Annotated in this window: 16 protein-coding genes and 2 pseudogenes; 10 read left to right on the top strand and 8 right to left on the bottom strand. The window is 69.6% G+C overall.

Features of this window, described 5'->3' with window-relative positions:
• Positions 1-97 precede the first annotated feature (97 nt).
• From ACWDV4_RS05060 to ACWDV4_RS05040, 5 genes are read left to right on the top strand one after another with little or no spacing between them, the layout of a single operon-like run.
• Entirely contained in the window at positions 98-3,532 is a 3,435-nt protein-coding gene (locus tag ACWDV4_RS05060; RefSeq protein WP_449974959.1) for an ATP-binding protein, read from the top strand.
• A gap of 1 nt (position 3,533) precedes the next feature.
• Positions 3,534-5,471, top strand: coding sequence for an MFS transporter (locus ACWDV4_RS05055; protein ID WP_449974958.1), 1,938 nt, complete (start codon positions 3,534-3,536; stop codon positions 5,469-5,471).
• A 3-nt stretch (positions 5,472-5,474) separates the two neighbouring features.
• A complete protein-coding gene (locus ACWDV4_RS05050; RefSeq protein WP_449974957.1) occupies positions 5,475-6,020 on the top strand; it encodes a hypothetical protein in 546 nt (181 codons plus the stop codon).
• Entirely contained in the window at positions 6,017-7,189 is a 1,173-nt protein-coding gene (locus ACWDV4_RS05045) for a M23 family metallopeptidase (protein ID WP_449974956.1), read from the top strand. The genes ACWDV4_RS05050 and ACWDV4_RS05045 overlap by 4 nt, the downstream gene beginning before the upstream one ends.
• Complete coding sequence (locus ACWDV4_RS05040) at positions 7,186-7,800, top strand: hypothetical protein (RefSeq protein WP_449974954.1); 615 nt, start codon at positions 7,186-7,188, stop codon at positions 7,798-7,800. Before ACWDV4_RS05045 ends, ACWDV4_RS05040 begins: the two co-directional genes overlap by 4 nt.
• 17 nt (positions 7,801-7,817) lie before the next feature.
• Here ACWDV4_RS05040 and ACWDV4_RS05035 read toward each other — a convergent pair whose 3' ends face one another.
• Positions 7,818-8,375 carry a hypothetical protein gene (locus tag ACWDV4_RS05035; protein WP_449975148.1) on the bottom strand — a complete coding sequence of 186 codons (558 nt, stop codon included), beginning with the start codon at positions 8,373-8,375 and terminating at the stop codon, positions 7,818-7,820.
• A 256-nt stretch (positions 8,376-8,631) separates the two neighbouring features.
• Between ACWDV4_RS05035 and ACWDV4_RS05030 the strand changes: the two genes are divergently transcribed.
• Together ACWDV4_RS05030 and ACWDV4_RS05025 are read left to right on the top strand one after the other, a co-directional pair.
• Positions 8,632-11,361 (top strand): FtsK/SpoIIIE domain-containing protein, encoded by a 2,730-nt coding sequence (locus ACWDV4_RS05030; RefSeq protein WP_449974953.1) that lies wholly within the window; start codon positions 8,632-8,634, stop codon positions 11,359-11,361.
• Positions 11,358-12,104 (top strand): hypothetical protein, encoded by a 747-nt coding sequence (locus tag ACWDV4_RS05025; RefSeq protein ID WP_449974951.1) that lies wholly within the window; start codon positions 11,358-11,360, stop codon positions 12,102-12,104. The genes ACWDV4_RS05030 and ACWDV4_RS05025 overlap by 4 nt, the downstream gene beginning before the upstream one ends.
• A 38-nt stretch (positions 12,105-12,142) precedes the next feature.
• On the opposite strand, the gene folE is transcribed toward ACWDV4_RS05025, so the two are convergent.
• The 6 genes from folE to dacB form a co-directional block, all read right to left on the bottom strand.
• Positions 12,143-12,808 carry a GTP cyclohydrolase I FolE gene (gene folE, locus ACWDV4_RS05020; protein ID WP_449975146.1) on the bottom strand — a complete coding sequence of 222 codons (666 nt, stop codon included), beginning with the start codon at positions 12,806-12,808 and terminating at the stop codon, positions 12,143-12,145.
• Positions 12,809-12,846: 38 nt separating this feature from the next.
• The gene (gene ftsH, locus ACWDV4_RS05015; protein WP_449974950.1) at positions 12,847-14,859 is read right to left on the bottom strand and encodes an ATP-dependent zinc metalloprotease FtsH; all 2,013 of its coding nucleotides are present in this window, start codon (positions 14,857-14,859) and stop codon (positions 12,847-12,849) included.
• Between the two features lie 469 nt (positions 14,860-15,328).
• Complete coding sequence (gene hpt / locus ACWDV4_RS05010) at positions 15,329-15,904, bottom strand: hypoxanthine phosphoribosyltransferase (protein ID WP_449974948.1); 576 nt, start codon at positions 15,902-15,904, stop codon at positions 15,329-15,331.
• A 183-nt stretch (positions 15,905-16,087) separates the two neighbouring features.
• Positions 16,088-17,095, bottom strand: coding sequence for a tRNA lysidine(34) synthetase TilS (gene tilS / locus ACWDV4_RS05005; protein ID WP_449974947.1), 1,008 nt, complete (start codon positions 17,093-17,095; stop codon positions 16,088-16,090).
• A 10-nt stretch (positions 17,096-17,105) separates the two neighbouring features.
• Positions 17,106-18,176 (bottom strand): zinc-dependent metalloprotease, encoded by a 1,071-nt coding sequence (locus ACWDV4_RS05000; protein ID WP_449974946.1) that lies wholly within the window; start codon positions 18,174-18,176, stop codon positions 17,106-17,108.
• Positions 18,177-18,234: 58 nt separating this feature from the next.
• Positions 18,235-19,872 carry a D-alanyl-D-alanine carboxypeptidase/D-alanyl-D-alanine endopeptidase gene (gene dacB, locus ACWDV4_RS04995; RefSeq protein ID WP_449975145.1) on the bottom strand — a complete coding sequence of 546 codons (1,638 nt, stop codon included), beginning with the start codon at positions 19,870-19,872 and terminating at the stop codon, positions 18,235-18,237.
• Between the two features lie 851 nt (positions 19,873-20,723).
• Between dacB and ACWDV4_RS04990 the strand changes: the two genes are divergently transcribed.
• Positions 20,724-21,230, top strand: coding sequence for an inorganic diphosphatase (locus ACWDV4_RS04990; protein WP_449974944.1), 507 nt, complete (start codon positions 20,724-20,726; stop codon positions 21,228-21,230).
• An 81-nt stretch (positions 21,231-21,311) separates the two neighbouring features.
• Here the strand turns inward: ACWDV4_RS04990 and eccD are convergent, their stop codons facing one another.
• On the bottom strand, positions 21,312-22,742 hold the full coding sequence (gene eccD, locus ACWDV4_RS04985) for a type VII secretion integral membrane protein EccD (RefSeq protein ID WP_449974943.1): 1,431 nt from the start codon (positions 22,740-22,742) through the stop codon (positions 21,312-21,314).
• Between the two features lie 195 nt (positions 22,743-22,937).
• Here eccD and eccCa point away from each other — a divergent pair.
• Both eccCa and eccCb read left to right on the top strand, forming a co-directional pair.
• A pseudogene (eccCa, locus tag ACWDV4_RS04980) lies at positions 22,938-25,107 on the top strand (type VII secretion protein EccCa); the annotation flags it as partial.
• Between the two features lie 71 nt (positions 25,108-25,178).
• Positions 25,179-26,969, top strand: a pseudogene (eccCb, locus tag ACWDV4_RS04975) (type VII secretion protein EccCb); the annotation flags it as partial.
• Positions 26,970-26,983 lie beyond the last annotated feature (14 nt).

Raw genomic sequence — 26,983 nt, 5'->3', positions numbered from 1 at the left:
CGCGGTCCATATGGCCGCACGGAGCGAAGCGAGGCGGGCAAATGGCCATGTTGTCCCAGGGCGCAGAGCGGATCACCCTGCTAAGCGAGGCGATGGCATGACCCGCCCCACTCCGCCGGGCCCAGCAAGCCCGGCCAGCAGACCGGCCGACCGCAATGGTTACGGTGTGCGACCGCTCAACTACCCCGCCGCAGATCCTGATGAGGAAACCGCCCTGGTCACCAGCCCTGGCCATGGCGGGGTCGCGGTGTTCCAGGCGCCCCAACCGCCGTCCCGATCTCGCTCCGTGTCACCGGCCGGCACCGATGCCCGGATACCGGCACCTGCCGTCACCGAAGCTCGAATGCCCTCACCGGCCGAGCATCCCGACATCGACTCGCCCTTCCTCGATCTCTTCGCCGGGCAGCATCCCCGCCAATCCCCGCGTGCGGTAACCCAGCAGCCGGCCGCCAGCCCGCCGGCCCCCCGCCGGGCGGGTTGGGGCGAAAACCCGGCCGAACCGACCAGCGGCCTGGCCACGACACCGGTACGGTCGACGCCCCCGGCCGAACCGAGCGCCCGCCCCGCCCAACCGAGCCCGGCAGCGGCGCGACCGAAGTCCGCCGGACCGGTGCCCCCTGTGGCCGCGACCGCACCGGCGCAACCCACCCGCGACCGGTGGATCGAACCCAGCGCACCCGAGCCGCAGCCGCAGTGGACCGGGTCCCCCTCCAGCACCGACCCGCGCTGGGCGGAGCCAGCAGCTGGTGTCCCGCTCTCCCCGGCGGGTGGACCGGCCCCGGGGCAGACAGCCGTCATGCCGACCACCGCTGAGCCGCTGCCGGCACCACCCACCGAATGGCTGACCGGCCGAACCGAGCAGCCGGCCGCACCAGCCCAGGCACCCGAACCAGCGCGCACGAACGAGCCGGCGGGTAAGAAGGCAAAGAAGCCCACGGTGGTTAAGCCGGTCAAAATCCGGCCGCCCAAGGTGAAGTTCCGCGATCGTGATCCCGCAGTCGAGCTGGCCATCACCGAGATCGCCGGACACCTCACCTTCACCCCGAACACCGTCACCGCCTGGTACTGGCTGCCGGAGGTGCGCTGGGCGTTCCGTCCCGACGCCGAACGCGAGGCACTCCTCTCGGCAATCTCCGAGCAGTACGCCGGTCTGGCCGGATTCCGCCTACACCTACGCCGGACCACCCGGCCGTTCCCGGCCGACGAATGGGCCCGGACCGTCGATGCGCACACCCCGCACCCGCTGGCCACCGTGCCCGGTGCGACCAGTTGGTCCGATCACCTGGTGGCCGCACAACGGCACCTGCTCTCGGTCAACCACGCCGAGGGACAGACCTACCTGGGCGTCACCTTCGCCCGCCGATCGCTGGGCAACTCGTTCAGTGAGCGGCTACTGCGTACCTTCGGCCGCGGAGTGGCCGAAGGCGAGCGGCGCAAGCTGGGTCGCACCGTCGAACAGTTCGACGAGGTGCTCGGCGCGTTCGGCATGCGTGGCCGACGGGTCACCACACAGGAGATGGAGTGGCTGCTCTACCGCTCCGTGGCGCTGTGCATGGCCCCACCCACCACCCTCTCCCCGATCACCGGCGGCAAGTGGGAACGGGGTGATCTGCTCGCCCTGACCGAACAGATCGAGCGATACCGCACCCCGTACGGGTCGACGCTCAAGTTCGTCAACCGGATGAGCGGCGAGGAACGGCATGTCGCCGTACTCGCGGTCGGCCGGATGGAACCGTTGGAGATCCCGGAACGGCACGAACCGTGGATGCACTTCCACGAACGTCTGCCCTGGCCGATGGAGCTCTCCACCAGGGTGGACATCCTGGGCTCCGCCGACTCGTTCCGCAACCTGGAGCACCGGCTGCGGATGATCCGCTCCCAACAGCTCGACTACGCCGAGCACGGCATCGACGCGCCACCCGAACTGGAACGGCTGGCCAAGCGGGCGCTGGTGATCGGCGATGAGATGACCACCGGCCTGCCCGTGGACTCCGCCCGGGCCCACGGCTGGCACCGGATCGCGGTCGGCGGCCGTACCCGGGAGGAATGCCTGGAGCGGGCCCGGCGGCTCATCCAGCTCTACTCCCGCGAGCTGCGCATCTCGCTGCAACACCCGAAGAACCAGGACTGGCTCGCCCGGGAGTTCATCCCTGGCGAACCGATCGCCAACACCGGATACATCCGGCGGATGCCGGTCAACCTACTCGCCGCCGCCCTGCCCCAGGCCGCCTCCACCGTCGGCGACCGGCGCGGCGACCTGATCGGCCGAACCGCCGGCACCTGCCGTCGGCCGGTCTTCCTGGACCTGCACTTCCCGATGGAGGTACGCGAACGCTCCGGCCTCGCCGTCTTCGTCGCCGAGCCGGGCGGTGGCAAGTCGACCCTGCTCGGTGCGCTGGGCTACCTGGCCGCTCGCCGGGGAGTGCAGGTGACCCTGCTCGACCCGTCCGGCCCGCTGGCCCGGCTCTGCGCAATGCCCGAGCTGCGGCCGTACTCCCGGGTGCTCAACCTGACCGGCTCGGAACAGGGCACCCTGGCGCCCTACTCGCTGATCCCGACGCCGCTGCGCACCGAATTCCCACCCGGACCCGCTGGCGACCGCGAGTTCCAGATCGCGGTCTCCAATGCCCGCGCCGAGCGGCGGATGTTGGTGCAGGACATCTGCATGATGCTGGTGCCGCCGCAGGTCGCCCGCGAGGCATCCACGGCCACCCTGTTCCGGCACGCCGTACGTCAGGTGCCCGCCGAGGAGACGTCCACCCTGGATGATGTGGTGGCCTGCCTCAGCGAACTGGACGATGACGCCGGGCGGGAACTGGCCAACCTGCTGTTGGACACCGCCGAGATGCCGCTGGCCCTGCTCTTCTTCGGCCGACCCCCGGAAGGGCTGCTCGGCGCTGACGCCGCGCTCACCGTGATCACCATGGCCGGCCTCCGCCTACCCGACCTGAAGATCGAACGGGAGTACTGGTCGGCGGAGGAGGCACTGGCGCTGCCCATGCTGCACACGGCGCACCGGCTCGCCGTACGTCGGTGTTATGGCGGGTCGATGAGCTCGCGCAAGATGGTCGGCCTCGACGAGGCCCACTTCATGGAGGGCTGGCGCTCCGGCCGATCCTTCCTGGTCCGGCTGGCCCGTGACTCCCGGAAGTGGAACCTCGCCGCCCTGGTCGCCTCGCAGAACCCGCGCGACATCCTCGGACTGGACGTGCAGAACCTGGTCTCCACCGTGTTCGTCGGCCGGATCGCCGAGGACAGCGAGATCGCCTCTGAGGCGCTCCGGCTGCTCCGGGTGCCCGTCGACGACGGGTACGAGGCAACACTCGCCTCGCTTTCCAATGTGGATTCGTCGTCGGCTTCGAGGCTCGGCTTCCGGGAGTTCGTGATGCGTGACGTGGACGGGCGGGTGCAAAAGGTACGGGTGGACGTGTCGTACGTCGAGGGCCTCCTCGACCATCTCGACACCACACCGAACACCGCGCCAGCCAACCAGCCCACCCTGCCGACCAGCATCGCGGACCTGGAGGCGTGAGATGGCCAGAGCCGGGGGTCGGTTCACTGCTCTGATCCTCGCCATCGGCCTGCTCGCGGCGGCGACGGTGGCCTGGCCGATGTTCGGCACGGCACCCGCGTCCGCCGCCCCGCTACCGACCCGCGAGCGGGCTGACCTGTGCACCACCGCCGAGTGGCAGGCCGACTTCCGATCCTGCGTCGACCGTCTCCAGACGGTCAGCGAAGACACCGTCACCTGTCGGAAGTCGCCGACCCCGAGCACCCCGGACTCCGGGCTCGCCGGCTGGTTCGCCTCCCGCCCCGAGTCGTCGAAGGAGCCCGGCCCGAAGGGGTTGTACAGCGAGTACGGCTATGCGGGATACAGCTACACGACGTATGCCATTGACGCGGGCTGCGCCACTGCCGTCGTCCACCCGGACTACAAGGTCACCCACATGGTGGCCAACGGCGAATTCATGTTCGCCACGGCAATCATCGGTGCCTCGAACGCGCTGCGTGAGCGGGCCTGGGACGCCCGCAGCATGTGGGGCTGGGCGGACCCGCTCGTTGAGCAGGCCACCAAGGCAATCTACGAAAAGGTGTTCAGCGTCTTCGGCATCGTCACGCTCTGCGTGGTCGGCCTCTATCTGCTCTGGCGGTCCCGTCAGTCCGACATGAGCAACGCGATGACCACCGCTGGTTGGGCCGTCTTCGTCATGGTCGCGGTCACCGCGTTGGCCGCCTGGCCGGTGAAGTCGGCCAACATCGCGGACAGTGCCCTGATCTCCACCCTCGGCGTGGTCCACGACGCCGTCGGGCCAGGTGCCCGGGACGTGCCGCCCGAGGCCTGCGCGCTGCCCAGCCCAGAGGCGTGCAAGGACAAGCGCCCCCCAGCAGTGCGGGCGAGCGACACCTCGGCCGAGGGCATGCTCTACCGCAACTGGTTGCGCGGGGCGCTCGGCTCGGCCGACACCGAGACCGCCAAGAAGTACGGTCGGGCCCTCTACGATGCCAAGTCCCTCTCCTGGGAGGAGGCCCAGAAGCTCCGCGACAACCCGGCTACCAGGGACGCCACGATCAAGGCCAAGCAAGTGCAGTGGGCGAAGGTCGCCCAGCAGATCCAGACCGAGGACCCGGAGGCCTACGAATACCTCCAGGGCACCCGGGACATGGACCGGGTGGGTGCCGGCTTCATCGCCGTACTCGCCGCCATCCTCTTCGCCATGTTCGACCTGACCGCCTCGCTGCTAATCCTGCTCGGTTTCCTGATCTTCCGGTGGGCGGTTGTCGCCGCCCCGATCCTCGGCACCGTCGGGCTGCTCCGTCCGGCCAGCACCGGTCTGCGGCGGCTGGCCAATGCAGTCATCGCCGCCGTCTTCAACATCGCCATCTTCGGCACCGGAGCCGCCGTCTACCTGCTCGCCGTGGATCTGGTGATGAGCACACCGACCCTGCCCGGCTGGTTGCAGGTGGTACTCGTCTGGCTCTCCGGGGTCGTGGGTTGGTTGCTCCTGCGCCCCTACCGACGAATCACCCAGCTCGGCGGTAAGGACAGCAGCGAGGCGGTCAGCTCCGCCGGATCCTGGCACCGCAGGTTCTTCCGGGACATGCGGGAGGCGGCCAAGCTCAACGTCGCCGAGCCGGGCGGCACCGCCGAGCCTCGGGGCGGCAAGCGCCGGGCCGTGGCGGTCGAGCAGACCACTCTGCGGCCAGAGGCCCGGCTGGAGGATCCGATCCACGCCGCAGAGTCCCGCCCGGATGGCCGAAAGCCAAAACGGGAAGAGTCCCGGCCCGACGAGCCAAGGCCGACTCGGTCTCCCGCCTCGACTCCGGCCGGGCAATCACGACGGCGGCGGCCGGCCGAGTGGACCGAACCGGACGTACCGGCGGAGACTCCTTCCTTCGTCATCTACCGGCCCGACTCAGTCGGCAAGTCGGAAGTGAAGTCGCCACCCCGGGTACGCAGCGAGGCGAGGTAAGGCATGAAACGCGCAATCGCCTTCCTCACCACCCGAATCCTGCGTTCGCGCCTCGGCATTGCTCTGGTGATCGTCGTGGTGGTGCTCGGCATCATCGGGGCCGCTCGCCTGGCCGCCGGTCCGATCGGCTTCGGCTCGGACCTGACCGGCCACCCGACTCGGCCGATCACCACGGTGGACCCGACGGAAGGTGACGACGGTGCCAATGCCACGGTCCCGCCCGCACCGGTGACCAGCCCTGGTGCCGCCACTCCTGACGTCGTGGCCCGTCGGTTCGCCACCGCCTGGCTGACCCGCGAGGGGGTTTCGGCCGAGCAGTGGCATGCCGCGCTTCGGCCACTCTCGACCAGCACCCTGACCGAAAAGTTGACTGGCGTTGACCCGGTCACGGTGCCGGCTCAGCGGCTCACTGGCGAGCCGGTCGTCATCCCGCAGACCGAGAGGTTCGTCGAGGTGACGATGACCGTGGATACTGGCCAACTCCGACTGGAGTTGGTGCACCAGGATGGACAGTGGCTGGTCGATGCCGTGGACTGGGAGCGCTCATGACTGGTCTGCCCGGGGCTGAACCCCGTACCCGCCGAGTGAAGCGCCCGGCGGTCCTCGCGGTCGCGCTGACCGCCGCACTGGCGCTGCTCTGTTGTACAGGCGGCACCGGCGCCCTCCTGCTGACCGAGTTGGGCGGCGAAACCGACAGCCCGGTGACAAACAACAGCCTCGGCTGCGGCGAGGGCAACATCGTCAATGTCAACGGCAAGCTTCCCCGAATCGGCGTCTACGGCCCAGAGAAGATCCGCAATGCAGCGATCATCATCAAGGTCGGCAAGGATATGTCCATCCCGCCCCGTGGCTGGGTGATCGCCGTAGCCACCGCCATCCAGGAATCGTCACTATCCAACCTGCCCCACCTCGGCAGCCGTAACGACCACGATTCGGTGGGTCTGTTCCAACAACGTCCGAGCCAGGGCTGGGGCACCCCGGCCCAGTTGCAGGACCCGACCTATTCGTCACGGAAGTTCTACGAGAAGCTGAAGAAGGTCGACGGCTGGGAGCGGCGTTCGTTGACCGACGCCGCCCAGCGGGTGCAGGTCAGCGCTTTCCCGGACGCCTACGCCAAGCACGAGCCGATCGCCACCCAGATCGTCAACGCCCTGGCCAACGGGGCGGCGCGGGTGACAGTCGACCGCAACGACGGTGCCTGCGCCGCTGACAACGGAAAGATCGCATCCTCGGGGTGGACGGCTCCGATCCCGGGAGGAGTCGGCTCTGGCTTCCGTACCGCGAGCCGGCCGTCGCACCAGGGTGTCGACATCGCCGCCCCCAAGGGCACTCTGATTCGCGCCGCCGCCAGCGGCCGCGTGATCGTCTCTCGGTGTGACCCGGACCAGTACGGACGGGAGACCTGCAACGTCGATGGCCATCCCGGCAAGGGCGGCTGTGGCTGGTTCGTCGACATCCTGCACGCCAACAACATCATCACGCGGTACTGCCACATGGTCCGGAAGCCGAGGGTCGACAAGAACGACATGGTGCAGGCGGGACAGGTGATCGGCGAGGTTGGATCGAGTGGTAACTCCTCCGGCCCGCACCTGCACTTCGAGGTGCACATGCGGGGGGACCGGAGCAAGCATGGTGCCACCAACCCGGCACCATTCATGCAGGAACGAGGCGCGCCGCTCATCAGAAACGGTGGGGCACGACGGAACGCAGGGCGATGAACTTCGAACAGATCCCGGATCCGTTCGCCGACCAACCCGACTGGGCACCCCGACCACCGCGTCCGATCGTCCCGAGCCCGGCAAGCGGACGGGTGGAGCTGCGGGGACAGCGGGTCCTCGTCGGGCTGCCCGGACTGGGCTGGCGGGCTGACCTACGCGCCGACGAAAAGGTCGTACAGGGCAGCCGGACTTACGTGCCGGTCATCGCCGAGCACGAGTGGTACCGCGCCGAAGCCGAGCAGGTCGAGGTCTTCGCACCGCTGGTACCCGCCGAGCGCGTATGGGTGGAGACCCTCGGCCGGGACAATGACGTGGCTGCCGCTGCGGCTCCCCGTTCGGACCTGTTGTCCCGGCTCGTGTCGCTCGACGCGCCGACGTATCGGCCACCGCTACCGGTAATGGAGGCGGACTCGGTTTCCGGCCGTCGGGTGGTGCAGGTCGTCGAGGCCACTGAACGCCGGGACCTGCGTGCGGTGACCGAGGTCTACACCGGTGCGGAGGGGGACATCTGCGTACGCGTCACCGGGGAAATGGAGTGGTACCGCTGGGCATGGAGTGGCCAGCCACCCACCACTCTGGAAGTACCCGTGCACCTGCTCTGGCTGGAGTAGCACGGAATCGCTTGTCGTCAGGCCGCCCGCCCCGCCTCGCACACTCGCCAGTCGTCTTCAAGACGAGTCACGAAGCGCCAGGCTTGACGGTCGCTCTGCGAAATCTCGTTAACCACGGTCGAGATGGTCAAGTCCACCCGCACCTCGGCCGAGTTGCCATCTCTTCTGACATCCAGGCTTCCCCAAGACACTCTGAAGGTCGTCTGGAATCGTTGCTCACGCTCCTGTAAATCGGTTCGCAGATTCCGCAGCTCGGTCAGGGCCGAGGTGTCTGGGCAGGCGTACTGCCCGGCCTGTACGTCGTTCCGGTCGACGAGGAAGGCGCGCAGGTAGTTGTCCACCACGACGTCGGGGGCGCTACGGTCGGGGGCGGTAGCGTTGTCGTAAAGGACGTACCCGACCGCGATTCCGCTCAGGCAGAGCAGGGCCGCTACCCCACTGACTACTGCCAGGATCAGCCGCAGCCGACTCTTACGTGGGGCGGGCGGCGGGGCGAGCGGGGGAGGCACGACCTGGCCTGGCGGTGTCCGCTGGGCGGGTACGCGAGACACCTGGGAACCGGCGGGAGGGTGCACTGATTCCACTCCCTGAGGCTATCCGTTGGCGCTCCCGTACCCAATGCCTCGGGAAGGTCGGAAAGTAGCCTGAAATCCGGCAAGTCATATGATTTACGGTTGAACCAACAGGGCCGATTTTCAGCCGGTGTCGGACGTCCGCGAAGATGCGTTCCCGCTGGGTTACCGTCACAGTCTCAGCAGCGTCTGGTTAAGCCAGAGTATGCCGGCTGACCTGCGGTGGAAGCGACCAGGCCGAGGCGAGGTGGAGGGTGCGATGGCCGGCTTGAGGGCACGGATGAGTCACGCCGCCACCCTGCACCGACAGGCGGCGGCCGCCGCCACCGCGGCGGCCAGCGCACTCGACGCCACCCGACCGGCCCCCGCCGACCAGCGGGAGCAGCACGATCTCGCCGAACAGCTGCGAGCCGCTGCCGCCGTACTGGTGCCGGGGTGGTTGGGTGCTCCACTGGACGCGCAGTCGGAAGACACTCCGCTGGGCGGGCCAGGCCTGCCGGCGTTCGTCCGGATCGGCACCGCCCAACCCCTCGACGATGCCCGGTTCCCCGCGGTGGTGCCGCTGCTCGGCACCGGTCACCTCACCATCGACGCCGACACCCGGGATCCTCGCGTGGCCGGGCTCGTCCGCTCGATGCTGCTCCGGCTACTCGCCGCCACACCCGCCGGCTCGTTACTGGTACGGGGAGTGGACGCCGCCACCTCAGGACTGCTCTTCGCTCCGTTCACGCCGCTGACCGCCGCCGGCCTGATGCCACCTCCGGCAGTCGACCGAACCGGCCTGCGGGCCGTCCTGGCCGAGGCGGAAGGGTGGATCCGCCCAGCCCGTCCCAACACCACCCGGCACCACCGGCGGGACCACACCCTACTTTTGGTGATCGCCTCACTACCTGAGCTGACCGAAGGGTCCGACCTGGACCGGATCGCCGCACTGGCGCAGGACGGTCCAGCTGCCGGCCTGCACCTGATCGTCGCGGGTTGGCCACCTCCACCGCTGACCAAGGAGACCACTCAGCCGCCGCTGCCACACGCCACGATGGTGGCGCTACGCAACCCGTACGCCCTGGTGGGCAACCCACCCGGGGCCTCGTTCGGTGGAGCTACCCCGCAGCCGACGGCCACTGGACTCAACTCTCCGGTCTTTTTGGACGAGGATCCACCGGCGCACCTGTTCGACCGGGTCTGCCGGGAGCTGGCCGTACGCCTCGATGCCGGCTCGCACCTCCGGCTGGCCGATCTACTACCTGAGGAAGACGACACCATCTGGACCGGTGACCCGAACGATGGTCTGGTCACCACGGTCGGGTTGGCCGGCGATCGGGCGGTGACGCTGCGCTTCAACGAGCTGACCCCGCACTGGTTGGTCGGTGGCCGCCCCGGCTCGGGTATGACCGCCTTCCTCGTCAATGTGCTCTACGGGCTCTGCACCCGGTACCCGCCCGAGGCACTGGCCATCTACCTGGTCGACTTCGCCGAGGGCACGTCCTTCACCGAATTCCTGCCGGACGAGCGGGACCACTCGTGGCTGCCGCACGTACGGGCCGCTGGAGTGGAGGCCGACCCGGCGTACGGCCTCGCCGTGCTCCGGGAACTCGACGCCGAACTGACCCGCCGGTCGGCGACGCCGGCACACCTCACCACCGGTCCAGCGCCACACCACACCACCGGTCTACCGCACGAGACCGCCGAGCCAGCTTCCCGGATCCTCTGCGTGCTCGCCGGGTTCCCGATCCTGACCAGCGTCGACGACCAGCTCACCAGCGAGGCGAACGACCTGTTGGAGCGGCTGGCCCGCACCGGCCGCGCGTACGGCATCCATTTGATCCTGGCCGGGCGGACACCGCTCAACGGACCGACGTCGTACTCCCCTCGGGACGGCCTCTTCGGCCAGTTCCCGGTCCGGATCGCCCTTCCCGGTGGTGGTGAGGTGCTCGAACCCGCCAACGACGCGGCGGTGGGCCTGCCACTGGGTGCTGCGGTGGTGAACACGGCCGGCGGCCTGGGTGGGCCACGCGGCGCCACCCGGGGGCACGAACGGGTGGTCCGCTTCCCCGATCCGCACGCCGCCCCGGATGCGCTCGCTGAACTTCGCCACCGGTTGTGGGCAGCCCGCCCGGCCGACAGTCCGGCACCGACACCGACACCGACACCGACACCGACACCGACACCGACGATCTTCGCTGGGTACGCACACCAGCGCCTCGCCGACGATCCGACGTACCGGGCGCTGCTGGCCGAAGTGGATGAAACACTGGACACCTCGTCGGGGCAGTCAGCCTTCGCTAGCCGGCCGACCGAGCCGGCCGCCCTGCTGGGCCGTACGGTCGACCTGTCGGTCACCACCGCCACCGTCCCACTCGGACCGGTGGCCGGACGGCACCTGGCCATCTTCGGACCGAATCTCAGTGCAGCGGCGACCCTCGGCGCGGCTGCCCGCAGCGTCGCCGCCCACCATCCGGCAGGCAGCACCCGGTTCGTCGTCATGTCACCAACACCGGAGGCAGCGGAGGCGGCCAGCATTCTCGTCGCCGACCTGCGTCAGCGTCAGGAAGCCACGATGGTGGACGCTTCCGGGCTGGCCGAGGCGCTCACCGTCTACCAGCCCGGCTATCTGGTCGTTTTCGGCATGGACGGGCTCTCTCCAAATGCCCTGCCGGCCGGGCTGCTGTCCACCCTGTTGCGCGACGGCCCGGCTCGGGGCGTACACCTGCTCTCCTGGTGGCGACAACCGCAGCGGCTCAGCGACGAACTCGACGGCCGAGCCCGGGAGGAGATCGCCGGAATGCTCTTTCTCGACGTACCGGGATCGGAGGTGGAGCTGTTGCTGGGCCGCCCGGTCGACTGGCGCCCGCGTCCCGACCGGGCACTGCTGTGGGACGGCCAGACCGACCAGACGATGGTGATCGTCCCGTTCAGCGATCCCGCCGACGATCGGACCCCGGCCGGCCTGCTCTCTCCCGGTCACGTGGCAACCGGAGCCCGGTCGTGACCGGGCGCTCCCCCGGGTCTGACGATGTGGCTCGGGATCGAGTTGGCGCTCCGAACCCGGCCGGACCAGTCGGCCCTGAGCAGGATTCGACCGCTGCGGCCTGGGCGGACTACCTGGCCGCGGCTCAACGGTTGGACGCGGTCCGGCAGGCGGCGGCCACCGCAGCGGGCGAGCAGGCCCGGTCGGTACAGGCTGCCCGCGAGGAGCTGACCCAGGTACGGGCGCGGCTGGTGCCGCAACAGTCCCGGCTGCGCAGTCTGGGCGTACCCGAGGTGGAGTTGCAGCCGACGGGGCCGGAGTTGGCCGCGACCACCCAGGAGGTGTCGGCCGGCCCGACGGCGGTGCTGGCGGCGCTGCGTCGGGCCCGGGCCGCCGCCGGGGCGGCGGAGGTACGGATCACCGGGGCGGGCGGACTGGGCTTCCTCGGCCAGATCGCCGCCCACTGGCCGGCGTGGGCCCGCAATCTCGCCGGATACGCCCCATTCGCCATGCTGGCCCTCGTGGGGCAGGTAACGCTGTTCGTGCTGGCCGGCGGCGGTTGGTTGCTGATCGTCGCCGGCCTGGCTGGGCTACTCCTGCCGATCGCCGCGTTCGGGGCGGGCTGGGTCGCGGTCGGGGTGCTCTTCCAGTCCAGTGGCAGCGCCTCGCGGGTGGACCGTACGCCGCTGGCCGGTGCCCTGGTGTGCCTGGCACCGGCCCTGCTCGTCTGCCTGGGTGCCGGGGTACTGAGCCTGCTGCTGTGAAGATCCACGGCTAGCGGCAGACGGTTACCGCTCCGCGGCTAGGAGTGGATGATCAGCGACATGGCTTCGGCCCGCGACTTCGCGTCCCGTTGCAGCAGGCCTCGAACCGCCGAGGTGATGGTCTTCGCTCCGGTCTTCTGGATGCCCCGCATGGCCATGCACATGTGCTCGCATTCCAGCACCACGATCACGCCGCGCGGGTCGAGCTGAGTCATCAGCAGGTCGGCGATCTGCGAAGTCAGCCGTTCCTGCACCTGGGGGCGGCGGGCGTAGACCTCGACCAGCCGGGCCAGTTTCGAAAGGCCGGTGATCCGGCCGTTCGGGCCGGGAATGTAACCGATGTGCGCGACGCCCCGGAACGGCAGCAGATGATGCTCGCAGAGGCTCATCACATCGATGTCCCGGACGACCACCAGTTCCTCGTGGTTGGCCTCGAAGGTGGTGGTGAGGACCTGGGTCGGATCGACGCGCAGGCCGGCGAAGAGTTCGGCGTACGCACGGGCCACCCGGGCCGGGGTCTGGACGAGCCCGTCGCGGTCCGGGTCCTCGCCGACCGCGATCAGGATCTCCCGTACCGCCCTCGCGATCCGGTCAAGGTCCACGGACTGTTCGACCGGCCCGCCGCTGAGCTTCCCGTTCACCAACCGGGCGGCGAGGTAGTCCAGGACATCATCGCCGTCCGGCTCCGTGGACGAGGCGGCCAGGGGTGCCGTTTCCGGACCCCCGGCCGCCTGGTCGCCGGTCAGTGCGTACCGTCCGAGTTGCTGTTCGGGCCACCGATGATCGCCTGCGCGCCATCCGCCGCGGCCTGCGCCTTCAGCGCCTCCTTCTCGGCCGGCGTCAGCACGGGCGGCTCGGTGGAAGGCTGCCGCTTGCCGAAGCCGTTGTACGGGGCCATCGGCGGGCGCTTGACCACCCGGGCGCAGATGCGGGCCATGTCGGACTGGGAGATGGTTTCCTTTTCCATCAGCTCCAGCACGATGTTGTCCAGGACATCCCGGTATTCGACCAGGATCTCCCAGGCCTCGTCGTGCGCCAGCTCGATCAGCGCACGCACCTCGCCGTCGATCTCGGCGGCCACCACATCGGAGTAGTCCCGCTCGTGCCCCATGCTGCGGCCCAGGAACGGCTCGTCGCCGCTGGTGCCGTACTTGATGGCACCGAGCTTGGAGCTCATGCCGTACTGGGTGATCATCGCCCGGGCCAGCGCGGTGGCCTTCTCGATGTCGTTGCCGGCACCGGTGGTGGGCTCGTGGAAGATCAGCTCCTCCGCCGCCCGGCCACCGAGCGCGTAGGCCAGAGTGTCGACCATCTCGGCCCGGGTCTGGGTGTACTTGTCCTCGGTGGGCAGCACCAGCGTGTGTCCGAGCGAACGGCTACGGGACAGAATGGTCACCTTGTGCACCGGCGCCGAGTGCGGCAACGCCCAGGCGACCAGCGCGTGGCCACCCTCGTGGTACGCGGTGATCTTCTTTTCGCGGTCGCTCAGCACGCGGGTACGACGCTGCGGGCCGGCGACGACCCGGTCGATCGACTCTTCGAGCGAGTCGTTGGAGATCGCCCGCTTGTCGGAGCGAGCGGTCAGCAGCGCGGCCTCGTTGATCACGTTGGCCAGGTCGGCACCGGTGAAACCGGGGGTACGCCGAGCCACCGCGTCCAGGTCGACGTCGGGCGCGAACGGCTTGCCCTTGGCGTGCACCCGCAGGATGGCCTTACGGCCCTCCATGTCCGGGGTGTCCACCGCGATCTGCCGGTCGAACCGGCCCGGACGCAGCAGCGCCGGGTCGAGGATGTCCGGCCGGTTGGTCGCGGCGATCAGGATGACACCGCCCTTGGTGTCGAAGCCGTCCATCTCGACGAGGAGCTGGTTGAGGGTCTGCTCGCGCTCGTCGTGGCCACCGCCCATACCCGCACCACGGTGCCGGCCGACCGCGTCGATCTCGTCGACGAAGACGATGGCGGGGGCGTTCGCCTTGGCCTGCTCGAACAGGTCCCGGACCCGGCTCGCACCGACACCGACGAACATCTCGACGAAGTCGGAGCCGGAGATGGAGTAGAACGGCACGCCCGCCTCACCGGCGACCGCGCGGGCCAGCAGGGTCTTACCGGTACCGGGAGGGCCGAAGAGCAGCACGCCCTTGGGAATCTTGGCGCCGAGAGCCTGGTACTTCGCCGGGTTCTGCAGGAAGTCCTTGATCTCGTGCAGTTCCTCGACGGCCTCCTCCGAGCCGGCCACGTCGGCGAAGGTGGTCTTCGGGGTGTCCTTGGTGATCACCTTCGCCTTGGACTTGCCGAAGTTGAGCACCCGGGACCCGCCGCCCTGCATCTGCGACATGAACAGCAGCAGCAGGATCACCAGCACGGCGATCGGGAGCAGGTTGACCAGCAGGGTCAGGAAGACGCTGTCGCCGGAGACCTCGGTGTCGGCCGGGCCGGTGATCCGGTTGGCCGCCTTGGCAGCCAGCACCTGGTTCCAGACCTCGTCGCCCACCTCGTAGGGGAACTGCGCCTGGATTCGGTCGGTCTCGGTGTCACCGAACTTGGCCTTCTCGGCCAGGTCCAGCTGGAGCGTCTGCTCCTTGTCCTGGAAGATCGCCTTCTTGATGCCGCCCTTGTTGAGCTGGTCGAGGGCGACAGAGGTGTCGACCTTGTGGTAGCTCGGGCCGCCGGTGAAGAACGAGCTGAGCGCTATCGCACCGATGATCACCAGGATGATCCAGACCACCGGGCGGCGGAAGAAACGCGTACGTTCCATACTGTTGTCGAGCGCCTCAGCGCCCGGACCCTCCTGATCGACGTCCTGACCGTCTGGCAGATTCGCCGCGTAGCGGCGGTCGTGGCCGCCCTGTCAGCCGGCCGCAACCCCGGACGCTCACACACCGCGCCACGGTCATTCGACGGTACACCGTGAATGCGAGGAGCGAGCGCTCCGGGGCGACTAGCCTGGACCGCCACCGCCACGGAACGTGAGCAAGACCGTTGAGCCACGCAGTTCGTACCGGCCCACGACCCCATACGGTCAGACGGGGCGGAAGATCCGGCACCGAGGGCGGCACCCTCGCCACCCACACACACGTTAGCCGGCCTTCCTGAAAGCGCGCTGTACGTCTGCTCCACATTTCCGGAGAGTGCACCGCTGGGAAGATCAGCCGCCGCGCCCCGGAGCGATCTGCGTAGGGCCGGACGCGCTCAGGAGCGACCGGGCTCAGGGCCGGACCACCCACTCAGGGCCGGGCGTAGACCTCGGGCTTGAGGACGCCGACGAAGGGCAGCTCCCGGTAGCGCTCGCCGAAGTCCAGGCCGTAGCCGACGACGAACTCGGTCGGGATGTCGAAGCCGACGTACTTGACTGGCACTGGAACCTTGACCGCGTCCGGCTTACGGAACAGTGCCACCACCTCGACGCTGGCCGCCGACCGGGACTTCAGGTAGCGCAGCAGCCAGGACAGGGTCAGCCCGGAGTCGACGATGTCCTCGACCACCACGACGTGCCGACCGGCGATGTCCCGATCGAGGTCCTTGAGGATTCGCACCACTCCGGAGGAGGTGGTGCCCTGGCCGTACGAGGAGATGGCCATGAACTCCAACTCGGCCGGGGGACCATGCCGGCCCAGGGCCCGGGCGAAGTCGGCCATGAACATGACCGCACCCTTGAGCACGCACACCAGCAGCAGTCCGTCTTCAACCGATGCGTAGTCGGCCGACACCTGCTTAGCGAGTTCCGCGGTCTTCTCGCGGATCTGCTCCTCAGAAATGATCACGTGATCGATGTCGGCGTCGTACCAGGAGCCGTCAGCCATGACGCCTAGCCTGCCGTATGCCGGTAGCGGGTTGTCGGCGGGGCGGCATGTTGTCGCCAGTCGTAACCTCGCGTGCCCGGTTCCTCGACCGGACGAGGCCAGAACGGCGGTCCAAGATTCCGAACTACGGGCGAATTCGCCATGAAATTAGGCTATCCGCGACAACCGTGAGCTAACCAACAATCAGCCCAATGCACTCGGATCGGGCTCGGCCCCTGTGACGAGGACCCCGCCCTGCCGGGCAACGCGACCGCCGCCTGGCAGGGCAACCGGACCCTGGCCGTGCCAGGCGGTCACCAGGGCATCGAGCGCCGCGATGTGGCGAGACGACAGCGCGGCCGGGGACGCCCCCAGCTCCCGACACCAGGCGTGCAGGACCCGAGTACGGATCGCCGGCAGCAACCCCACCAGCCCCGGCACGGACAGCCCGCCCTCGCTACGGACGGTGTCGAACGCGGCGGCGGCAATCGAGTCGAGGGTGGCGTTGTCCTCGGCGACGAGCCGGGCGGTACGGGCCAGATTGTCCACCGCCCCGGCCCCCAGAACCTGGGTCAACACCGGCATCAGGTCGCCGCGTACCCGGGCCCGGGTGTAGGCCGGATCGCTGTTGTGCGGGTCATCCCAGGCAGTGAGGCCAAGGACCGTGCAGGCCGCACGGGTCTGCTCCCGACCGACCCCCAGCAGCGGGCGAAGCAGGATCGTGCCGTCCAGTTCCCGCTGGACCGGCATGCCGGCCAGCCCTCGGGGACCGGCACCCCGGGCCAGCGCGAGCAGCACCGTCTCCGCCTGGTCGTCCCGGGTGTGCCCGAGCAGTACGGCGGTTGCCCCGTGCCGTCGGGCAGCCTCGGTCAGGGCCTGGTAGCGAGCCTCGCGGGCGGCCGCCTCCGGTCCCCCGGGCCGACCGTCGACCGTCACGGTGGCGACCTCGACCGGGGCGAAGCCCGCCTCCGTGGCCCACTTCGCCACGGTGGCGGCGCGCTGCGCCGAGCCGGCCTGCAAACCGTGGTCCACGGTCACCAGCCCCACGGACAGTCCCAGCCGGGGGGCCACGAACACCGTGGCCGCGGCCAGGGCGAGCGAGTCGGCGCCGCCGGAACAGGCGACCAGCACCGGCCCGTCGGGGCGTACCCGGGTCAGTGTTCGACGGACCGCGACGCGGATGGCGGCGACGGATGCCGCGAGCCTGGCCACGCTGTCCGGCTCAGCCGGCGTCCGGCTTCGGGGTGACCGGGCCGTGCACCCGGGTCACCCAGGCGTCCGGGTCGGCCAGCTCGGACAGCCGGGGCAGGGTCAGCGGCGAGCTGAAGATCTTGTTGAACCCGGCCATGCCCACCCGGTCCACGACCCCGTGGACGAACTTTCGACCTTCGGCGTACTGGCGCATCTTGACATCCATACCGAGCAGCTTGCGGATCGCCTTCTCCAGCGGGTTGCCCGCCTCCCGGCGATGGTTGAACTTGGCCCGGATCTCCTCGACGCTGGGCACCACCTCCGGGCCCACGCCATCCATGACGAACTCCGCGTGCCCCTCCAGCAGCGTCATCAGCGCGGTGAGCCGATCGAGGACGGCTCGCTGGCCCGGGGTCTGCACAATGTCCAGGACACTGGTCCGGCTCTCCGGGTCGCGGATCGCCTCGGCCAGGGTGCCTACTCCCCGACGCAGTCGGTGCAGAAAGTTCTCCCCGCCGGCCTGTGACGCGTCGACAAACGCCTGCACCTCACCGAGGAAGTGGCCGCGCAGCCAGGGTACGGCGGTGAACTGGGTGCGGTGGGTGACCTCGTGCAGGCAGACCCAGAGCCGGAAATCGTGCGGATCGGCACCCAGCTTCCGCTCTATTTCGACAATGTTCGGCGCCACCAGCAGCAGTTGGCCGGGATCGGCAGAGAAGACCTCGTACTGACCGAGCACCCGGCCGGAGAGATAGGCCAGCACGGTGCCGGCCTGCACCCCGGTCAGTCGGGAACCGATCGCGTCGGTGAGCGCGCCTGGCTGCTTGTCGCCGGTGAGCTGGCCGACCAACGGCGTGATCACCTGCCGGAGGCCGTCGACGTTGGTGGCCGCCCAGTCCCGTCGATCGACCACCCGCACCGGCGGGTGCTCGACCTGGGACCGTAGGCCGGTGTACGCCACCACGTGCTCGGCCGCCTCGTCGGTCAGTCGACGCAGCTCGGCCACGACGTCGGTCGCTTCGTCATAGGAGACCCGAGGGCCCGACTTAGCCAGTGCCCCGGCGGTGGCGGAGGCCAGATCCCAATCAACGAACTGCGCCATGGACCAACCGTACCCGCGCCCGCACAACCCCACCCGGGCTCGCTGTCGCCCGCGCCGGTCAGCGGCAGCCGCAGGCGGCTAGCGTCGCGGCCAACCGGTCCAGAATCGCCTGGGCCTGATCGTTGTCGACCGGCACCTTGTTGGCCAGCACGGTGAACGCGAGCAACCGACCGTCGGCCGTGGTCAGCAGTCCGGAGAAGGCATGTACCCCGGAGAGGGTCCCGGTCTTGGCCCGGACCACCCCGGCTCCCGTCCGGCTGGCCGCGACACCGAACCGGTCATCGAGCGTGCCGGACCAGCCGCCAACGGGTAGGCCGTTGACCAGGCCGGTCAGTTCGGGATGCTGCCCGTTGGCGACCATGACCAGCAGCCGGGACAGCAGTTCCGGGGTCACCCGGTTACTGCGGGACAGGCCACTACCGTCGGCCAGGTCGCTCTGGTCGGCCGGCAATCCCAACTCGGCGAGTACGGCGTCCATCGCCGCTGCCCCGCCCGCGAAGGAGGCGGGTTGTCCCCGGCTGAGCGCCACCTGCCGGGCCAACGCCTCGGCGACCACGTTGTCGCTGTCGGTGAGCATGAAGTCGACCATCCGGATGATCGGTGGCGACTGCACCCGCCCCAGCTCCGTACCGGGCTCGATCGGGCCACTCCCGGCGGTCGGCGCGGCGGTCGAGCCGTTCGACTCCGGCGCGGCTCCCCGGCTCACCGTCTTGACCTGGTCAGCCGGAAGACCGAGCAGCTTGGCGAAGGACTTTCCGGCTGCCAAATCTGGGACCGGGGTACGCGCGGCCCCCTTGGTCGATTTCTTGGGGTCGAGTCGGGCACCATCGGTCATCAGGGCGGTGATCGCCGCACCGTAGCCGCCGGTCGGGATGTCGGAATCCCACCCGGGTTCGTAGGTCGGCCCGGAATACAGCGAGGAATCGACCGTGACCTTGGTCGGCACGATCCCGCCCAGCGCCTGTTTCACCTGCTCTGCCAGTTGGTCGAGTCGACCAGCACCGGGGTAGCTACCGGTGCCGTTGACCGCCAGGGTGGGGTCCCCGGCCCCGATGATCACGACTTCCCCCGGCTCCGCTCCGGCCACCACGCGAGTCGTGATCCGGTACGCCGGCCCCCGGGTGGCGAGCACCGTAACGGCGGTGGCCAGCTTCGTCGTGGAGGCGGGTACGGTCGGCACGTCAGCGCCCCGGGCGTAGAGCGACTCCCCGGTGAGCGCATCGAACACCGAGACGTTCACCTCACTGCCGAGTTCGGAGCCGGTGACCAGAGCATCGATCGCAGCGTGAATCCCGGCTGAGGTCGGCATCGGCGCGTTGTCCGCAACGCTTGCCAGCACCGGCGGCGGGACGGGCTCCCCCAGTTCGATGGTGGCTGGGGAACGGTCGTCGGACCCCAGCCAGCCCGCGATCGGGCCAGGTCGGACGACCACCAGGCTGACCACTGCCAGGACCAGAACGAGCACCGGAACGAGTACGGCGACAAGCCGGGTCCGGTTACGTTGAGGCGGCGGCAGCGGGGGTCCGCCCGACGGAACCGGTGGCCAGGCCGGCGGCGAAGGCGGGGGTGGGGGTGGGGGTGGTGCTACCGGCGGGGTTGGCCCGGCGACCGGCTCGGTTGGCGATGGCGGCTCAACCCGGGCAATGGGCCGGGTGGCCTCATCATCACCCGCAGCCCCCGACGCCCCGAGCGGCATCGGAGACCCGACCAGCGGCACTGGCTGAGTGGCCTCGTCGTCCGCATCCGCCGACGGCCGGAACAGCAGCACCGGCCGAGTCGCCTCATCGTCCGCATCGGCCCCGGCCTGGCTGGCGGTCGGAGTCGGCGACTCCGCCGGCGACGGAGACTCGACCGGTGGCACCGCCTGGGTGGCCTCATCTCCCGCATCTGACGACGGCGGCCCGACGGGCGGTACCGCCTGCGTAGCGTCACCGTCCGCATCCGCCGGCGGCGGCTGGACCAATGAAATGGGCCGAGTTACGTCACCGTCCGCCTCAACCTGGCTGGCAGCCGGACTCGGCTCGTCCGCATCCGCCAACGACGGCCCGACAGGCGGTACCGCCGGGGCGGCGTCACCGTCCGCAGCCCCCGACGGCGGCTCGACCGGCGGCGACGACTCAACCAGTGAAATGGGCCGAGTGGCCTCATCCTCCGCATCGGCCCCGACCTGATCAACAGCCGGACTCGGCGCTTCCGCGGCTGGATCCGAGGCCGGATCCGCAGCCGGATCCGGGTCGTCCGGGGCTGGGCCAGCGCTGGGATCGCTGGACTTACCGTTCACCGATAGGTCCGCCGATGCTGGCGGCTCCGGCTGGTCATCCCCCTCCTGGGGCGATTTGGGAGCCGGCGGCCGAGGTTCGTCCTCCGGGCCAGAGTGTGAATCTTCCCTCGCCACTACACCCTCCCCCGCGCGCAAGAATCGGCTTAGGCGACACTACTTTGGTCCGAACACTATGTGGCGACCGGTTCAAACGAGTGGATCAACACTTGTCCGGTTGGTGATAGTTGATTCCGTTAGCCAGCGTGGGCAAACGAGGGAGCGTGAAGATGGATTTCGACGTTACGGTTGAGATCCCTAAGGGTCACCGCAACAAGTACGAGGTGGACCACGAGACCGGCCGAATCCGGCTGGACCGCACACTCTTCACTTCTACCCAGTACCCGGCGGACTACGGCTTCATCGAAGGCACCCTGGGCGAGGACGGCGACCCGCTGGACGCCCTGGTGCTGGTGCCCGAACCCACCTTCCCAGGTTGCCTCATCCGGTGCCGCACCATCGGAATGTTCCGGATGACCGACGAGAAGGGCGGCGACGACAAGGTCCTGTGCGTCCCGTTCGAAGATCCTCGGCAGGAGCACCTGCGGGACATCCACCACCTTGGCGAGTTCGACCGGCTGGAGATCCAGCACTTCTTCGAGGTGTACAAGGACCTCGAACCCGGCAAGTCGGTCGAAGGTGCTACTTGGGTGGGTCGTACCGAGGCTGAGGCGGAGATCCGGGCGTCGATCCGCCGCCAGCAGGAGGCTGTCGAGCAGGGCAACGGCGGACACTGAACTGATCTACCCGATCCGGTCGTCGGCAGGGCCATCCAGCCGACGACCGGTTGGCGTATCTCGACCCGCCCGGGGTGTCGCTCAGCCGAGCAGACCCCGGGCGCGTGCGTAGAGGCCGAGCACCGCGCAGGCCACCGGTACCACCGAGACCACCATCAGGGTGTCGATGATGTCGGCGGCCCGGCCCAGGTACGGCGTCGGCGGCCGACGCGAATACGTCGCCGCGGTCACCACCGTCACCAGGGCCACCACCAGCCCGCCCACCGCCAACAGCAACAGGCCGGTCGCTTCGACCTTGGCGGCCAGGACCACGCCGAGTACGGCGAGGCTGGCCAGTCCGGCGGCCACCAGCGGCACCCGCTGACGTACCGTGACGAAGAGGCGGGACCGGAGCAGTAGCGCGGCGGCGGAGACCGCCACGAGGAGCCGGCCGGAGAAGCCACCCACGGTGGCGAGTACGGCCGCTGCCGCGATCGCGAGCACGGCGTGCCCGATCAACATCCCGGTCAGCAACTCCTCGGTACGGGCCACCGCAGCGAACACCCGTTGCCGCTCCGGGCGCTCCCGGGCGGCGGCCAACGGGTCGGCCGTACCGCCGTCGGCAGCCTCTGCCAACTGGCTGCCGGTCGGCAGGGTGATCGGTGGCATCGGCAGTTTGCCGAACCGGATCGCCAGCAGCGGCAGCGTCCCGATGGCGCACACCAGCACGGAGATCAGGATCGCCGCTGCGCCGGCCGCCGACAGGAAGAGTCCGGCCAGCGCGGTTGCCGCGCCGAGCAGGCCGACCGCCACGCCAGCCGCGTACACCCGCAGTCCGGCGGCCACCCCGATCAGCCCGAGCACCGCCACCAGCAGGAGCGCCACCGAGCCGGCCAGCAGCTCGGGTGCACCGAGCCAGCGGATCAGCCCGAACACCCCGACCGGATCACCGGAGGCCACCAGCAGCGCGCCACCGGCGAAGGCGTACGGCATCGCGTAGCCGCCGAGGGCGGTGCCGGCTGGAGCGTCCCCGTACGCCCGGGAGGCCACCACCCCGGCGAGCGTAAGCAGTACGGCGATGCCGAGCGCGGCGTACGCTCCTGCCGGCCAGTCCGCCCCGCCGGCCAGTACGGCGAAGAGCCCGGCGGCGAGCGCCACACCGGCACCGACCAGGGCGGCGTAGCGGGTCGCCGAGCCGGACCAGGCGCTGCCCCGCCGTCGGGCCCCGTCGGCGATCGCTTCCACCACGTCGTCGTATTCGAGTTCGGGCCACTGTGCTCGAGCGGGTACGAGGTGCAGCACATCGCCGTCGCGTACGCCCTGGGGTAGTAGTGCCTGACCGGTCGACAGCACCGCACCGTCTGCCCGGCGCAGCAGCCAGCCGCCGTGCCGTTCGCCCTCGTCGGCCAGTCCTTCGCCGGCGTGTCGGAGCACCTCGGGCAGCAATTCGGCGAGGGATACCTGTTCCGGAAGGGCAACGTCCAACCGCCGCTCCGGGGCACTGATCGTGACACGGGCAAGCCCGGTACTCATTGACGATCCTCCATTACGTCGGCAACCGAGGCTGCGCGGACGACCGAACTCTACCTACCATGGGCCGGGCCCGTTCACCGGAGCGTGAGGGTACGGCGACGCGAGCCGCCGGACGGGCCAGAGCCGGCCGGTGGATGATTTCCTCGGTACGGCCACAGGGAAGGACACAATGGACACGATCAGGAGCGGTCTGGCGTGAGCAGTGTTGTCATCAAGCGGCCACCACGCCGACCGGCACCGGATATCCCGACTGGGGAGCTTGCCGTCGAGGCACCGCCGGAGATTCCCGCCACCACGGGCGGCCGCTGGCAGCAGGCGTTGATGGTCCTGCCGATGTTGGGCGGCACCGTCGCGATGGCGATGATGTTCGGCCGGGGTGGTGGCACCTACTCCTATGTGGTGGGTGCGATGTTCGGCATCTCCTCCCTCGCCATGCTGGCCACCTCGTGGGGCAGTGCCGCGGGAACGCCGAAGAAGTCGGAGATGATGGCGGCCCGGCGTGAATACCTGCGCCATCTGGCCACGCTGCGCCGTCGGGTCCGGGATACGGCAGCCAAGCAGAAGGCTGGTCTCTTCTACCGGCACCCCGAGCCAGCTCAACTGTGGTCCACTGTGTCCAGTCATCGGGTCTGGGAACGTCGTCCCGGAGACCCGGACTTCGGCGTGGTCCGGATCGGGGTCGGACCACAGACCCTCGCCACCCCTCTGGTGCCACCGGTCACCCGGCCGTTGGAGGAGCTCGAACCGATGACGGCCGGGGCGCTACGCCGGTTCCTCGACGCGTACTCGGTGGTGCCCGCGCTGCCGGTGGCGCTCTCCCTTCGGGGTTTCGCCCGGGTCTTCGTCACCGGTTCGGCAACGCGCAACCCGGCATCGGGCGCGCTGATCGGTGCCATCGGCGTGGCGCAGGGGACCGACGGCACCGGCGGACACACCGGCTCCGCCGACGCACAGGCACTGGCCCGAGCGATGTTGGCCCAACTCGCCGTCTTCCACGCTCCGGACGAGTTGCTGATCGCGGTCTGCACCGGTCCCGAGCGCCGGGACCGGTGGGAGTGGCTCAAGTGGCTACCGCACGCCCAGCACCCGACGCTTACCGACGCGCTCGGTCCGGTACGCCTGGTCACCAGCGCGGCGGCCGAACTGGAGAAGCTGCTCGACGACGTACTGGGGAGCCGGTCCCGGTTCAGCCCGGCCGGGCCGGCGACCGACGGCCCGCACGTCGTGTTCGTCCTTGACGGTGGGGACCTGACCGGCGCCTCCCACCTGGTCAGCGACGGCGGCATCGACGCGGTCACCATCATCGATCTGGACAATCCGCCGCCGCGCCTGCTGGACCGGTCGACGCTGGTGTTGGACGTACGGGGCGGCCGGCTCGGCACCCTCTCGATGGATGGTCCGGTGGAGGTCGGCAGCCCGGACCAGTTGGGCGTCGCCGAGGCCGAGGCGGTGGCACGTCGGCTCGCCCCGCTACGGTTGGCCGCCGCCTCGAAGTCCTCCGACGCGCCACTGGCCACCGAGATGGGGCTGGCCGAACTGCTCGGCGTCGGTGACCCGGAAAGCTTCAGCCCGGCACAGGGCTGGGCACCCCGGGCCAACCGGGACCGGCTGCGGGTGCCGATCGGGGTCGGCTCGGACGGCGGGGCGATCGAACTCGACCTCAAGGAATCCGCCCAGGACGGTATGGGGCCGCACGGGCTGCTCATCGGGGCCACCGGCTCCGGCAAGTCCGAGTTGCTTCGTACCCTGGTGCTCGCCCTGGCGGCGACGCACTCCTCCGAGACGCTCAACTTCGTACTCATCGACTTCAAGGGCGGCGCGACGTTCGCCTCGCTGGACCGGCTACCGCACACCGCAGCGGTGATCACCAACCTCGCCGACGAGTTGCCGCTGGTGGACCGGATGGTCGACGCGATCAACGGCGAGCTGATCCGTCGACAGGAACTGCTGCGCCGGGCCGGCAACTTCGCCAGCCTCCGGGACTACGAGAAGGCACGCGCCAGCGGGGGGACCCTCGCCCCGCTACCGTCCCTGCTGATCATCTGCGACGAGTTCTCCGAACTGCTCACCGCAAAACCCGACTTCATCGACCTCTTCGTCCAGATCGGCCGGCTGGGTCGGTCGCTCGGCGTACATCTGCTGCTCGCCTCGCAGCGCCTGGAGGAGGGGCGGCTGCGCGGGCTGGACACCCATCTGTCGTACCGGATCGGTCTGCGGACCTTCTCGTCGCTGGAGTCCCGGACGGTGCTCGGCGTGCCCGACGCCTACGAACTGCCCCGCTCTCCCGGCCACGGCTACCTGAAGTTCGGCACCGAGCCGCTGGTCCGGTTCAAGGCCGCGTACGTCTCCGGCGTATTCCAGCGCACCGGCGCGGGCGCGTCCGGCGGTCCCGGACAACCGGGCACCCCTCGACTGCTCTCCTATTCGACCCACTTCGTACCAATCCCCGAACCGGTGGCAGCACCGGTCAACCCGGACGACGACGCGACGGAGTCGGCAACCGGCGAAAGCCTGCTCGACGTACTGGTCGCCCGGCTGGTCGGGCAGGGGCCACCGGCCCACCAGGTCTGGCTGCCCCCGCTGGGCCAGTCGGCGACGCTCGATGAGCTACTCGGCCCGGTCGCCCTCGACCCGGCACGCGGGCTGACCTTCGGCAACCCGGAACTGCACGGTGCCCTCCAGGTGCCGGTCGCCCTGGTCGACAAGCCGTTCGAGCAGCGCCGCGACCTGTTGTGGCTGCAACTTGAGGGGGCCGCCGGACACGTCGCCGTGGTCGGCGCACCGCTCAGCGGCAAGTCCACGCTGCTCCGTACGCTGATCTGCGGTCTCGCCCTCACCCACACCCCGGCCGAGGTGCAGGTCTACTGCCTGGACTTCGGCGGCGGGTCGCTGACCGGACTCCGCGACCTGCCGCACGTCGGTGGGGTGGCCGGCCGACTGGACAGCACGGTGGTCCGGCGTACGGTCGGCGAAATCAGCACCCTGCTCGCCGACCGGGAACGACGCTTCGCCGAGTCGGGCGTGGAGTCGATCTCGGCGTACCGGAAGCGGCGAGCGACGGGTAACCCGACGGGTACGGCCGACCCGTTCGGCGACGTGTTCCTGATCATCGACGGCTGGTCGACCATGCGAGGCGAGTACGACGACCTGGAGCCCCTGGTCACCGACATCGCCACCCGGGGCCTGTCGTACGGGGTGCACGTGGTCGCCACCGCCGCCCGGTGGATGGACTTCCGCCCGGCGATCCGCGACCTGTTCGGCTCCCGACTGGAGCTACGCCTGGGTGACCCGACGGATTCGGTCGTGTCCCGCCGGGCGGCGGCGAACGTGCCGGAGAAGACGCCCGGTCGGGGCATCACCGCCGAGAGTCTGCACTTCCTGACCGCCCTGCCCGAGTTGGCCGCACTCGGCGGCGAAACGTCGGCAGTGATCAAGGCGGTCGCGGACGGCTGGACCGGGACACCCGCCCCCCGGGTACGACTACTGCCGCCGGTGCTGCCGTACACCGGGTTGGAGCTGACCGAGACCGACGGGCTACGCATCCCCATCGGCATCGCCGAGGCCGACCTGCGGCAGGTGGCGATCGACTTTGCCTCCGAACCACACTTCGTCCTCTTCGGCGACGCGGAGTGCGGCAAGTCGTCGTTCCTGCGGGCCCTGGCCACGTCGATCACGAACCGGTTCACGCCGGAGCAGGCCCGGGTGATCGTGGTCGACTACCGGCGCAGCCTGCTCGGCGCGATCCAGAGCGAGCACCTGATCGGCTACGGTACGGCGGCCGCCGGAACCACCGACCTCATCGAGTCGGCTGCCGGCTACATGCAGCGCCGGCTGCCCGGTCCGGATGTCACGCCAGCACAGTTGAAGGACCGGTCGTGGTGGACCGGTCCGGAACTGTTCGTGCTGGTCGACGACTACGACCTGGTCGCCACGGGGCCAGCCAACCCACTCCAGGCACTTCAGGAGTTCCTGCCCCAGGCCCGCGACATCGGCCTGCACCTGGTGCTGACCCGGCGTGCCGGTGGCGCGGCCCGATCCATCTACGAGCCGATCATCCAGGGGTTGCGTGAACTGTCCTCCCCCGGCCTGGTGATGTCCGGTAGCGCCGACGAGGGCGCACTGGTCGGCAACGTACGCCCGGCTCCGCTGCCGCCGGGTCGTGGGCGGCTGGTGACCCGCAAGGAAGGAGTACGACTGATTCAGCTGGCGCATCTGCCGGCATCCTGATTCAGTCATCCCCA

It is taken from the genome of Micromonospora sp. NPDC003197 (assembly GCF_053590565.1).
The sequence above is the reverse complement of the archived record's forward strand: the minus strand, read 5'-3'. Positions and strand labels throughout refer to the sequence as shown.

Excerpts from the sequence above, each read along its gene's own strand:
- ACWDV4_RS05030 (WP_449974953.1), top strand. The coding sequence starts at position 8,632 with ATGGCCGGCTTGAGGGCACGGATGAGTCACGCCGCCACCCTGCACCGA.
- ACWDV4_RS05040 (WP_449974954.1), top strand. The coding sequence starts at position 7,186 with ATGAACTTCGAACAGATCCCGGATCCGTTCGCCGACCAACCCGACTGG.
- ACWDV4_RS05060 (WP_449974959.1), top strand. The coding sequence starts at position 98 with ATGACCCGCCCCACTCCGCCGGGCCCAGCAAGCCCGGCCAGCAGACCG.
- ACWDV4_RS05000 (WP_449974946.1), bottom strand. The coding sequence starts at position 18,176 with ATGGCGCAGTTCGTTGATTGGGATCTGGCCTCCGCCACCGCCGGGGCA.
- ftsH (WP_449974950.1), bottom strand. The coding sequence starts at position 14,859 with ATGGAACGTACGCGTTTCTTCCGCCGCCCGGTGGTCTGGATCATCCTG.
- ACWDV4_RS05055 (WP_449974958.1), top strand. The coding sequence starts at position 3,534 with ATGGCCAGAGCCGGGGGTCGGTTCACTGCTCTGATCCTCGCCATCGGC.
- eccD (WP_449974943.1), bottom strand. The coding sequence starts at position 22,742 with ATGAGTACCGGGCTTGCCCGTGTCACGATCAGTGCCCCGGAGCGGCGG.
- ACWDV4_RS05045 (WP_449974956.1), top strand. The coding sequence starts at position 6,017 with ATGACTGGTCTGCCCGGGGCTGAACCCCGTACCCGCCGAGTGAAGCGC.
- hpt (WP_449974948.1), bottom strand. The coding sequence starts at position 15,904 with ATGGCTGACGGCTCCTGGTACGACGCCGACATCGATCACGTGATCATT.
- ACWDV4_RS05050 (WP_449974957.1), top strand. The coding sequence starts at position 5,475 with ATGAAACGCGCAATCGCCTTCCTCACCACCCGAATCCTGCGTTCGCGC.
- dacB (WP_449975145.1), bottom strand. The coding sequence starts at position 19,872 with ATGCCGCTCGGGGCGTCGGGGGCTGCGGGTGATGATGAGGCCACCCGG.
- ACWDV4_RS04990 (WP_449974944.1), top strand. The coding sequence starts at position 20,724 with ATGGATTTCGACGTTACGGTTGAGATCCCTAAGGGTCACCGCAACAAG.